Annotated in this window: 10 protein-coding genes and 1 pseudogene; 4 read left to right on the plus strand and 7 right to left on the minus strand. The window is 71.4% G+C overall.

All coding sequences use genetic code 11. The features are described 5' to 3' along the window. Nucleotides 1–610 (plus strand): tryptophan--tRNA ligase (locus VFZ39_RS14175; RefSeq protein WP_414690298.1); only part of this gene is annotated, 610 nt, incomplete at its 5' end. Here the strand turns inward: VFZ39_RS14175 and VFZ39_RS14180 are convergent. Beyond that, nucleotides 607–1,833 (minus strand): MFS transporter, encoded by a 1,227-nt coding sequence (locus VFZ39_RS14180; protein ID WP_330866422.1) that lies wholly within the window; start codon nucleotides 1,831–1,833, stop codon nucleotides 607–609. The genes VFZ39_RS14175 and VFZ39_RS14180 overlap by 4 nt on opposite strands. Before the next feature lie 43 nt (nucleotides 1,834–1,876). Beyond that, nucleotides 1,877–2,866 (minus strand): ArsR family transcriptional regulator, encoded by a 990-nt coding sequence (locus tag VFZ39_RS14185; protein ID WP_330866423.1) that lies wholly within the window; start codon nucleotides 2,864–2,866, stop codon nucleotides 1,877–1,879. A gap of 58 nt (nucleotides 2,867–2,924) precedes the next feature. On the opposite strand from VFZ39_RS14185, the gene VFZ39_RS14190 reads away from it, so the two are divergent. Further along, the gene (locus tag VFZ39_RS14190) at nucleotides 2,925–4,139 is read left to right on the plus strand and encodes a hypothetical protein (RefSeq protein WP_330866424.1); all 1,215 of its coding nucleotides are present in this window, start codon (nucleotides 2,925–2,927) and stop codon (nucleotides 4,137–4,139) included. Here VFZ39_RS14190 and VFZ39_RS14195 read toward each other — a convergent pair. Continuing rightward, nucleotides 4,114–6,336, minus strand: coding sequence for an NADP-dependent isocitrate dehydrogenase (locus tag VFZ39_RS14195; RefSeq protein WP_330866425.1), 2,223 nt, complete (start codon nucleotides 6,334–6,336; stop codon nucleotides 4,114–4,116). The two genes, VFZ39_RS14190 and VFZ39_RS14195, sit on opposite strands and share 26 nt — an antisense overlap. 76 nt (nucleotides 6,337–6,412) lie before the next feature. Here VFZ39_RS14195 and VFZ39_RS14200 point away from each other — a divergent pair, with 76 nt between their 5' ends. Then, nucleotides 6,413–7,387 (plus strand): MIP family channel protein, encoded by a 975-nt coding sequence (locus tag VFZ39_RS14200; RefSeq protein ID WP_330866426.1) that lies wholly within the window; start codon nucleotides 6,413–6,415, stop codon nucleotides 7,385–7,387. A 59-nt stretch (nucleotides 7,388–7,446) separates the two neighbouring features. Here the strand turns inward: VFZ39_RS14200 and VFZ39_RS14205 are convergent, their stop codons facing one another. Beyond that, nucleotides 7,447–8,124: a hypothetical protein gene (locus VFZ39_RS14205; protein WP_330866427.1), complete on the minus strand. Its 678-nt coding sequence runs from the start codon at nucleotides 8,122–8,124 to the stop codon at nucleotides 7,447–7,449. Nucleotides 8,125–8,188: 64 nt separating this feature from the next. Here VFZ39_RS14205 and VFZ39_RS14210 point away from each other — a divergent pair, with 64 nt between their 5' ends. Further along, nucleotides 8,189–9,175, plus strand: a complete 987-nt coding sequence (locus tag VFZ39_RS14210; RefSeq protein ID WP_330866428.1) for a malate dehydrogenase — start codon at nucleotides 8,189–8,191, stop codon at nucleotides 9,173–9,175. Between the two features lie 124 nt (nucleotides 9,176–9,299). Here VFZ39_RS14210 and VFZ39_RS14215 read toward each other — a convergent pair whose 3' ends face one another. From VFZ39_RS14215 to purH, 3 genes and pseudogenes are all read right to left on the minus strand, one after another. Further along, nucleotides 9,300–9,632, minus strand: coding sequence for a DUF3017 domain-containing protein (locus tag VFZ39_RS14215; protein WP_330866429.1), 333 nt, complete (start codon nucleotides 9,630–9,632; stop codon nucleotides 9,300–9,302). Beyond that, a complete protein-coding gene (locus VFZ39_RS14220; protein WP_330866430.1) occupies nucleotides 9,629–10,474 on the minus strand; it encodes a bifunctional methylenetetrahydrofolate dehydrogenase/methenyltetrahydrofolate cyclohydrolase in 846 nt (281 codons plus the stop codon). The genes VFZ39_RS14215 and VFZ39_RS14220 overlap by 4 nt, the downstream gene beginning before the upstream one ends. Nucleotides 10,475–10,518: 44 nt before the next feature. Next, nucleotides 10,519–11,286 (minus strand): annotated as a pseudogene (purH, locus tag VFZ39_RS14225) (bifunctional phosphoribosylaminoimidazolecarboxamide formyltransferase/IMP cyclohydrolase); the annotation flags it as partial.

Genomic DNA, 11,286 nt, shown 5'->3' on the forward strand with positions numbered 1-11,286 from the left:
CCTGATGCTGACCTATCCCGTGCACCAGGCGGCCGACATCCTGTTCTGCAAGGCCAACGTGGTCCCGGTGGGCAAGGACCAGCTGCCCCACCTCGAGCAGACCCGGGTCGTGGCGCGTCGCTTCAACGACCGGTACGGCGCCACCTTCCCCGAGCCGGACGCGCTGCTGTCGACCGCGACGCTGGTGCTCGGCACCGACGGCACCAAGATGAGCAAGTCGAAGGGCAACGTCATCGAGCTGCGGATGTCCGCCGACGAGACGGCCAAGAAGCTCAAGGGCGCCAAGACCGACTCCGACCGCCACATCACCTACGACCCCGTGAACCGCCCCGAGGTCGCCAACCTGTTGTTGATCGCGTCGCTCTGCGAAGGGGTCGACCCCGCCTCGATCGCCGAGGAGATCGGCGACGGCGGCGGCGGCGGGCTGAAGAAGCGGGTCACCGACTCGCTGAACGAGGTGCTGGCGCCGGTGAGATCCCGGCGCGCGGAGCTCGAGGCCGACGCGGGTTACGTCGCGGACGTGCTCGACCGCGGCAACGCGATCGCGAACGAGGTCGCCGAGGCCACGCTCGACGAGGTGCGCGAGCGGATGGGGATGAGCTACCGCTAGGAGCGCACCGGCTGCTCGCGACGCGCGAGCATCGCGGCGGCCACCAGCACCAGCAGTCCGCCGACCGCCAGGGCCGCGCCGACGACGCCGGGGGCCCGGTAGCCCCAGCCCGCCGCGATCACGAGCCCACCGAGCCAGGCACCCAGCGCGTTGGCGACGTTGAGCGAGGCGTGGTTCATGGCGGCGCCCATGGTCTGTGCCTCGGCGGCGACGTCCATCAGCCGCAGCTGCAGGCTGACCACCAGCACCGACCCGGTCGCGGTGATGCCGAACACGACCGGCAAGGTCCCCCAGCCGGTGGGTGCCAGCGCGCTGAACGCCAGCAGCAGGACACCCTGGCCAGCGCCGCCGATGAACATCGACCTCATGACCGACCAGTCGGCCAGCCGGCCGGCGAGCCAGGTGCCGGCGACCATGCCGAGCCCGAAAGCGAGCAGGAAGACCGGAGCCACCGACTCCGGAAGCCCGCCCACCTCGGTGACGGTCGGCACGACGTAGGTGTAGACGGCGAACATGCCCCCGAAGCCGATCGCGCCGGCGAGCAGCGTCAGCACCACCTGCGGCCGCCGCAGCGCAGTGAGCTCGCGGCGCCAGGTGGCGCTTCGATCGCCCGGGCAGCTCGGCACGAACGACAGCACGAGCGCCACGGTGAGCAGCCCGAGCAGCGCCACCAGCCAGTACGCCGTGCGCCAGCCGAGGTTCTGGCCGAGCCACGTGGCGGCCGGGACCCCGATCACGTTCGCGACCGAGAGCCCGAGCATCACCGACGCCACGGCCCGTCCCTTACGGTCGGCCGGCACCATGCTGGCGGCGACCAGCGATGCCACGCCGAAGTACGCGCCGTGCGGCAGCCCGGAGGCGAAGCGGGCGACCAGCAGCCCGTCGTACGACTGGGCGAGGGCGGAGGCGGCATTGCCGACGGCGAAGGCCACCATCAGCCCGACCAGCAGCGAGCGACGCGGCAGCCGGGCCGCGAGGAACGCCACGGCCGGCGCACCGACCACGACCCCGAGCGCGTACGCCGAGATGGCGTGCCCGGCCGACGGGATGCTCACCTCGACACCGCGCGCCAGCTGCGGGAGCAGGCCCATCGACACGAACTCGGTGGTGCCGATCGCGAAGCCGCCGGTCGCGAGCGCGAGCACGGCCAGCGTCAGGTGTCGGGCAGTGCTCGGGGACGCGGGCGCGGCCTCGACAGCGCTGTCGATCGGGGTCGTCGTCACACCGGGCGGCAACAGCGGTCGGCCGCCGGTCATTCCGGGGCGGTCATGTGACGTGCACGTCGGTCGGAGCCCCGGCGGGCCGACCGGCGGCGGTGAGCGCGTCGCCCAGGGCGGTGCGCCAGTAGAGCACCTCGCGGCCCGACCGGCGACGCTGCACCAGCCCGGAGTCGAGCAGAACCCGGAGGTGCCCGCCGACCGACCCCAGGCTGAGCCCGGTGAGCGCGACCAGTCCGGACGTGCTCGCCGGCGTGTCGAGCGCGGCCAGCAACCGGGCCCGGTTGTCGCCGATCAGCCGACCGGTTGCAGCGGCGTGGCCGGTGTCGCCCTCGGCCAGCACGCCGGTGACCGAGTAGTAGACGGCGTACCGCGTGGGGAGGTGCCATCCGACGGAGCTGCCGGTGCCGTGGCGCGGGATGAAGTACAGCTCGCTGGCAGCGTCGAGATCGCGCGTCGGGTGGTCCGCCACGTTGATCCGCAGCTCGCCGCCACCGAGCCAGGCGCGGTCGTGGCCGAGGTCGGACAACACGGCCTCCCAGCCGTGCGTGGCCAGCTTGGAGGTCCGCGAGACGATGTCGGCACGCAGGACCCGGTCACGACGCGGCCAGTCGCTGGCGACGACGTGGGTCCAGACCCAGTCGAGCAACCCCGTGGCGTGGCGCGTGACTCCCGGCCGCCGCAGCACCGCGGGCAGCGGCCCGCGGAGCGTCTCGGCGAGGTCCGCCCTGATCCGGCGATCGCCCAGCTGCTCGATCAGCGCGAGCTCCTCGGCGAAGGACATCGGCCCTCCGAGCGGCGGGAGGCAGAGGAAGTCGGCGACCCAACCGGGCCGGGCGCGGCTGCGGAGCACGGCAGCTCGCCCCGGATGCTCGGCGAGCATCCCGGCGAACGCGTCGCCGTGCAGCGCGACCAACGTCCGGTCGGTGGGGCCGCGCGGCTCAGCCAGTGCGCCCAACGCTCCCACGACATCCGCCATCGGCGAGACCACGAACCGGGCGCGGGCCAACAGGTCCGCCGAGAGTCGCCAAGTGCCCACGTTTCGCCTCCACGCGAAAGATTAGCGTGGGGGCGACGACCCGTCTCACGATGACGCCGTGAAGACCTATCGGGAGCTGTTCGCGGTCGCGGAGTTCCGCACCCTGTTCGTCGCGCAGTGCCTGACCATGGCGGCCGGGGCGACGTCCGGCCTGGCGCTGGGCACCATCGTCCACGCCGAGACCGGGTCGGCGGTGCTCACCGGGCTCAGCATGTTCGGCGGACCCTTGGTCGCGCTGCTCGCATCGTCGTTCGTGCTGGCGGCCTCGGACACGATCCGGCCCCGCAAGGCCCTGGTGCTGGTCGGTGTCGTCGTCGCGCTCGCCGACCTGGTGCAGGCTGTCCCCGGCATGCCGTGGCCGGCTCGGTTCGGGCTGCTGGCCGTCGTGTGGCTGGTGCTGTCGACGTCCGCGGGGGCGGGGGTGGCGCTGATGGCGGACCTGCTGCCGAGCGACGCGTTCGTGCTCGGCCGCTCCACGCTCAACATCGCCGTGGGCTCGATGCAGATCGTCGCGTACGGCGTGGGCGGGCTGCTGCTGATCGTGCTACCTCCCACCGGCTTGTTCCTCCTCGCCGCCGCCTGCTCGGCGCTGGCCGCGCTGCTGTTCCGGACCCGGCTCACCGACCGCCCAGCACGGGCGAGCGGCCCGGTCGTCCGACGCACCCGCGAGGTCAACCGGCGGCTGCTCGGGTCCCGCGTGCTGCGACCGCTCTATCTCTCCTCCTGGGTGCCGAACGGCTTGATCGTCGGCTGCGAGGCGCTGTTCATCCCGTTCGCCGGCGAACAGGCGGGGTATCTGCTCGCGGCCACCGCCGCCGGCATGCTCACAGGTGACGTCGTCGTCGGCCGCTTCCTCCCCCACCACGTGCGCGACCGACTCGTGAACCCGCTACGGTTCCTGCTCGCCGTCCCGTTCCTGGCGTTCTGGTTCGACCCGTCGATCTGGGTGGCGATGGCGCTCGGACTGGTCGCTGCGATCGGGTACGCCGACAGCCTGCCGCTGCAGGAGCGGATGGTCGCCCACAGCCCGGAGAACGCGCTGGGCCAGATGCTGGGGTTGCGGGCCGCGGGGCTGCGCGCCGGGCAGGCGGTCGGTGCGTTGATCGCCGGCACCGCAGCCGACCTGCTCGGGGTGGGCCCGGAGGCCGCCGGTCAGGCGATGGCGCTCATGGCCGGCGCCTCGATCCTGGTCAGCCTGATGCTGGTGCCGGGGCTGCGCCGCTCGCGGCTGACCGCGAGCCCGGCCGCTACAGCGACGCCAGTGCGTCGTTGAACGTCGCGGACGGACGCATCACGGCCGTGGCCTTCTCGGAGTCGGGCCGGTAGTAGCCGCCGATGTCGACCGGCTGGCCTTGCACGTCGATCAGCTCGCCGACGATGGTGTCCTCCTGGGCGGCCAGCCGCTCGGCCAGCCCGGCGAACGCCTTGGCCAGATCGGCGTCCTCGGACTGCTGCGCCAGCTCCTGCGCCCAGTACAGCGCGAGGTAGAAGTGCGAGCCGCGGTTGTCGATGCCGCCGAGCTTGCGGGTGGGTGACTTGTCCTCGTTGAGGAACGTGCCGGTGGCCCGGTCGAGGGTGTCGGCCAGCACCTGCGCCCTGGGGTTGCCCTCACGCTCCGCGAGGTGCTCGAACGAAGCGGCCAGCGCGAAGAACTCGCCGAGGCTGTCCCACCGCAAGTAGTTCTCCTTGAGCAGCTGCTGGACGTGCTTCGGGGCCGACCCGCCGGCGCCGGTCTCGAACAGACCACCGCCGTTCATCAGCGGCACGACCGACAGCATCTTGGCGGACGTGCCGAGCTCGAGGATCGGGAAGAGGTCGGTGTTGTAGTCGCGCAGGACGTTGCCGGTGACCGAGATCGTGTCCTCGCCCTTCCGGATCCGCTCCAGCGAGTACGTCGTGGCCTCCGCCGGCGCCATCACCTTGATGGTCAGCCCCGACGTGTCGTGCTCAGGGAGGTACTGGTTCACCTTGGCGATCAGGTTCGCATCGTGCGCACGCGTCTCGTCCAGCCAGAAGACGGCGGGGACGCCGGTGGCCCGAGCCCGGGTCACGGCGAGCTTCACCCAGTCGCGGATCGAGGCGTCCTTGGTCTGGCAGGCGCGCCAGACGTCTCCCGGCTGCACGTCGTGCTCGATGAGCACCTCGCCGTCGGAGGCCACCACGCGGACGGTGCCGGCCGCGGGGATCTCGAAGGTCTTGTCGTGGGAGCCGTACTCCTCGGCCGCCTTCGCCATCAGCCCGACGTTGGGCACCGAACCCATGGTCGAGGGGTCGAGGGCGCCGTGGGTCCGGCAGTCGTCGATCACGGCCTGGTAGACGCCGGCGTAGCAGGAGTCCGGGATCACCGCGAGGGTGTCCGCCTCCTCACCGTCGGGTCCCCACATGTGCCCGCCGTTGCGGATCATGGCGGGCATCGAGGCGTCGATGATCACGTCCGAGGGGACGTGCAGGTTCGTGATGCCGCGGTCGGAGTCGACCATCGCCATCGCCGGGCCGTCGGCCAGCCTGGCCTCCACCGCGGCCTTGATCGCGTCGCCGTCGGGCAGGTCGGCCACGGCGCCGAGCAGGGCACCGAGGCCGTCGTTCGGGGAGATGCCGGCCCTGGCCAACTGCTCGCCGTACTGCTCGAACAGGGTCGGGAAGAACGCCTGCACGGCGTGGCCGAAGAGGATCGGGTCGGAGACCTTCATCATGGTGGCCTTGAGGTGCACCGAGAACAGCACGTTGTCGGCCTTGGCGCGGGCGATCTGCTCGGTGAGGAACCGGCGGAGCGCAGCCACGTTCATGAATGTGCCGTCGACGACCTCGCCGGCGAGCACCGCGACGTCGTCCTTGAGGACGGTGGTGCCGTCGGCCGTCTCGAGCTCGATCCGCAACGTGTCGTCGCGGTCGACGACGACGGACTTCTCGTTGGTGCGGAAGTCGTCGTGACCCATGGTGGCGACCGCGGTCTTGGAATCCGGGGACCAAGCACCCATCCGGTGCGGGTGGTTCTTGGCGTAGTTCTTCACCGAGGCCGGTGCCCGGCGGTCCGAGTTGCCCTCGCGCAGCACCGGGTTGACGGCCGAGCCCTTGACCTTGTCGTAGGTCGCGCGGACCGCCTTCTCCTCGTCGCTCTGCGGATTCTCGGGGTAGTCGGGCAGGTCGTATCCCTGCTCCTGCAGCTCCTTGACCGCCGCCTTCAGCTGCGGGATGGAGGCCGAGATGTTCGGGAGCTTGATGATGTTGGCCTCGGGCCGGGTCGCCAGCTCACCCAGCTCGGCGAGCGCGTCGCCGAGCCGCTGCTCGTCGGTGAGCCGGTCGGGGAACCGGGCGATGATCCGTCCCGCCAGCGAGATGTCACGGGTCTCGACCGTCACGCCGGCCTGGGCGGCGTAGGCCTCGACGACCGGCAGGAACGAGTACGTCGCGAGCAGCGGTGCCTCGTCGGTGTGGGTGTAGATGATGGTCGAGCCAGCGGTGTCCGTCACCCTCCGGACGCTACTAGAGTGACGTGCGCGCCCGAACCACGGCTCCGGCCGTGGCCGACCCAGGGGGAATCTCGGAATGGATGACTCGTCCACACTGCAGAAAGTCGCCGCGGAGGTCATCGGAACCTTCGTCCTCGTGCTCTTCGGCTGCGGGTCGGTGGTGTATTGGAGCGAGACCGCGGGAGAGCCCGCCTTCGTCAGCACCACGACCACGGTCGGACTCGCGTTCGGACTCGCGCTGATGGTGATGATCTACGCGTTCGGGCGGATCTCCGGAGCGCACTTCAACCCCGCGGTCTCGGTGGGAGCGGCGCTGGGCAGGCGCCTGCCTTGGAACCAGGTGCCGACCTACATCGCGGCCCAGCTGGCCGGCGCGATCCTCGGCGCAGCGGTGCTGTTCGGGCTGCTGCACGGGTTCGACGGGTTCAGCGCCGAGGGCAACATGGGGCAGAACGGGTTCGGCGACGCCTCGGTCGGGGGCTACGCGATGTGGGCCGCGCTGCTCCTCGAGCTGGTGCTGACCATGATCTTCGTGTGGGTGATCCTCGCGGTCACCGACGAGCGCAACGAGCACCCCGGCCTGGCTCCGCTCGCGATCGGCTTCGCACTGGTGGCCATCCACTTCGTCGCGATCCCGGCCACCGGCACCTCGGTCAACCCTGCTCGCTCGATCGGTCCGGCGCTGTTCGCGGGCAGCGAGGCCATCGGGCAGGTGTGGGTGTTCGTGGTCGCACCGCTGCTCGGCGGTGCGATCGCCGGGTACACCTACGACCTGTTGTTCGGCGAGACCCGTCCGCGCGCCGCAGCCGGCGCGTTCGCTCCCCCCGGAGCGGTGCCGGGCTACGGCGCGCCCGATCAGTACCAGCAGCAGTGGAACGAGCCGGCCGCCGCCGCGCCCCACCAACAACACCAGTGGGGCCAGCCCCAGTGGACGCCGGAGCAGATCGCCGCGTGGCAGGCCCAGCAGGCCCAGGCGCAGCCGGGCCAGCAGCAGGGCTGGCCCGACGACGAGGGCGACGCCGAGCGCACCCAGATCCGGCCGCCGCGCTGACGGCGACTGCCGCGTGTGCCTGAGAGTGCGCCATGGCGCACTCTCAGGCACACGCCGGCTCACGTCGCTGTGTACGACACCAGCTCGACACGCTCGGTGCCGCCGCTGAGGGTCTCGATCATGACCAGCCCCACGCCCGACGCGTAGTAGTGCTGCTGCACGAGACCGGGCTCCAGCGGACTGGAGACCTCGGTGACCACCAGCTCGGAGAAGGTGCCGGCCTCGACCTGCGCGGTCTCGGTGAGCGACAGCACCTGGGCGCGCTCCTCCACGATGCCGTCGGCGAACCCCGTGCGGTAGCCGTCGCCCACCCGGGGATGCGCCGCCATCGCGAGCCCTGCCTGGGCCCCGTCGCGGCCGGCCTGCCACTCCCCCTGCCGCCCGAACCACCAGACGTTCCCAGCCTCGTCCTGCGCGTACCAGTCGACGGTCTGTGTCCCGTCCTGCTCCGCGACCCGAGCGGTCGTGGCGACACCGATGACCTCCGGTCCGCGCTCGACCGTGACCTTCCTACCGGCCGCCTCACCACTCACGTCGTACTCCCACGTCCGACCGGGTTCGAGCGGAAACCACGGGTTGTCGACGGTGCCGACGAAGTCGCGCGGATCGGGACTCTCGGTGGGGATCTGGAGCTCGTCGACACCGGTCGGTGGGGAGAGCTCCGGGCCGGCTCCGCACCCGGCCAGCAACCAGGCGACGGCCAGCACGAGCACCGCGAGTCGTCGTCCAGGGTGCATGGCCACAGCATGGCGCACCGCTGCTAGCGTCGGACCGGTCCCACCACGATCCAAGGAGTACGACGTGACCTCTCCCCTCAAGGTGGCTGTCACCGGTGCCGCCGGCCAGATCGGCTACAGCCTGCTGTTCCGCCTCGCGAGCGGGTCACTGCTGGGCCCGGACCGGCCGATCGAGCTGCGGCTGCTGGAGATCGAGCCCGCGCTCAAGGCGCTCGAGGGGGTCGTCATGGAGCTCGACGACTGTGCGTTCCCGCAGCTGGCCGGGGTCGAGATCGGTGCCGACCCGAGGCAGATCTTCGACGGCGTCAACCTCGCGCTGCTGGTGGGCGCCCGGCCGCGCGGCCCGGGCATGGAGCGTGGCGACCTGCTCGAGGCGAACGGCGCGATCTTCACCGCACAGGGCAAAGCGCTCAACGAGGTCGCGGCCGACGACGTCCGGATCGGCGTCACCGGCAACCCCGCCAACACCAACGCGCTGATCGCGATGACCAACGCGCCCGACATCCCCGACGAGCGGTTCTCGGCCCTGACCCGGCTCGACCACAACCGCGCGATCTCGCAGCTCGCGGCCAAGACCGGCGCCGCCGTGACCGACATCAAGAAGATGACGATCTGGGGCAACCACTCCGCCACGCAGTACCCCGACCTCTTCAACGCCGAGGTGAACGGTCGCCAGGCTGCCGAGGTGGTCAACGATCAGGGGTGGATCGAGAACGAGTTCATCCCCACGGTCGCCAAGCGCGGCGCGGCGATCATCGAGGCTCGCGGTTCATCCTCGGCCGCCTCGGCCGCGTCAGCCACGATCGACGCCGCCCGTGACTGGCTGCTCGGCTCCGCCGACGGCGACTGGGTGTCGATGGCGGTCCGGTCCGACGGGTCCTACGGCATCCCGGAGGGCCTGATCTACTCCTTCCCCGTGACCACGAGCAACGGCGACTGGGAGATCGTCCAGGGGCTCGAGGTCAACGACTTCTCCCGCGGCAAGATGGACGCGACCGCCGCCGAGCTCGAGGACGAGCGCTCCGCGGTCGCCGATCTGGGCCTCATCTGAGCTGGGCCTGATCTGAGCTGAGCCGGCTGGGCGGCGAGGCGCGCGGATCGCGGGACCCTTCGCGCGCTTGCTTGACGTCAAGCAAACGTGCGCGAGCGCCTTCGGCGCGCCGGCAGGTCGAACCCTAGAGGGGCTGGTCGGGGATGGACGCCGCGAGGAACAGCAGCAGCCCGCCCACCCAGGCCAGCATCAGGACGTCGATCCACCGGTTGCGTACGGCGAGCATGCCGGCCTGGCTGCGAGGCACCAGCAGCCGGCAGGCGGCGGCGAAGACGAGAGCGCCGCCGATCCAGCGGATGCCGTTGCGCCACCCGTCGAGTGCCGTGACCCCGATGCCGGCCACCACGGCCGCCAGCGCCAGCAGGTAGAGGGCGCCACCGATGGTCGAGGGGTATCGACGCGGCTGATCGGCATCACCCTCGGCGGGGAGCGGCGCCTCGGTCTCCGACACCGTCACGCCGCGGACAGCTCAGCCGCGTCGACGATGTTGGTCAGCAGCATCGCGCGGGTCATCGGTCCGACGCCGCCGGGGTTGGGCGACACCCAGCCGGCGGTCTCCCAGACCGACTCGGCGACGTCGCCGGCGATCTTGCCGTCGACCCGGGAGACGCCGACGTCCAGCACTGCGGCACCGGGCTTCACCATGTCGCCGGTGATGATGTCGGGCACGCCGGCCGCGGCCACCACGATGTCGGCGGTGCGGACGTGGGCGGCCAGGTCGCGGGTCCCGGTGTGGCAGAGGGTGACGGTGGCGTTCTCCGACCGACGCGTCAGCAGCAGCCCGAGCGGGCGGCCCACCGTGAGCCCGCGGCCGACCACGACCACCTCGGCGCCCGCGATCGGCACGTCGTGGCGGCGCAGCAGCTCGATCACACCGACCGGAGTGCACGGCAGCGGGCCGCTCTTGCCCAGCACCAGCTTGCCGAGGTTGAACGGGTGGAGACCGTCGACGTCCTTGTCGGGGTGCACCCGCGATAGCAGCGCGAACTCGTCCAGCCCGGTCGGCTGCTGCACCAGGAACCCCGTGCACGACGGGTCTGCGTTGAGTTCGTCGATGACGGCCTCGACCTCCGCCTGGCTGCTCCCGGCCGGCAGGTCGCGGCGCAGCGAGGTGATGCCGATCTCCGCACAGTCCTTGTGCTTGGCTCCGACGTACCAGTGCGAGCCCGGGTCCTCACCCACCAGCACCGTGCCGAGACCGGGTACGACGCCTCGCTCCTCCAGCTTCGCCACCCGCTCGGTGAGCTCGGCCTTGATGGTCTTCAGCGTGGCGGTGCCGTCGAGGCGCTGTGCGGTCACGGGTGGATCCTCTCATCGTCGCGGTCACGTCGGGCGGGACGCGATCAGTGCGCAAAGTGCCGGGTGCCGGTGAAGTACATCGTCACCCCGGCGGCCTCGCACGCCTTGATGGTCAGCTCGTCCCGGACCGAGCCGCCGGGCTGCACGACGGCCGACACCCCGGCGTCGATCAGGATCTGCGGGCCGTCCTCGAAAGGGAAGAACGCGTCGGACGCCGCCACCGCACCGGCGGCCCGCTCCCCCGCGCGGTCGACGGCGAGCCGGCAGGAGTCGACCCGGTTGACCTGACCCATGCCGATCCCGACCGAGGCGCCGTCCTTGGCGAGCAGGATCGCGTTGGACTTCACCGACCGGCAGGCGCGCCACGCGAACGCGAGATCACGCAGCACGTCGTCCGACGCAGCCGCGCCCGTCGCGAGCGTCCAGGTGGACGGGTCGTCCCCCGGGGCGTTGATCCGGTCGACGGTCTGCACCAGTGCGCCACCCGAGATCCGGCGCAGCTCGACCCCGGTCCCGCCCTGCCCCTCGGTGCGCAGGATCCGGATGTTCTTCTTGCTCTGGAGGACCTCCACCGCACCCTCGTCGTATGCCGGCGCCACGATCACCTCGGTGAAGACCTCCGCCACCTGCTCGGCCATCTCCACCGACACCGGTCGGTTGACGGCGATCACCCCGCCGAACGCGGACACCGGGTCGCAGGCGTGCGCCTTGCGGTGGGCCTCGGCCGCGTCGGCGCCGATGGCGATGCCGCACGGGTTCGCGTGCTTGATGATCGCCACGGTCGGCGCGTCACCCTGCTCGTCGGCTGCACG

It is taken from the genome of Nocardioides sp. (genome assembly GCF_036374615.1).
Lineage (GTDB): Bacteria > Actinomycetota > Actinomycetes > Propionibacteriales > Nocardioidaceae > Nocardioides.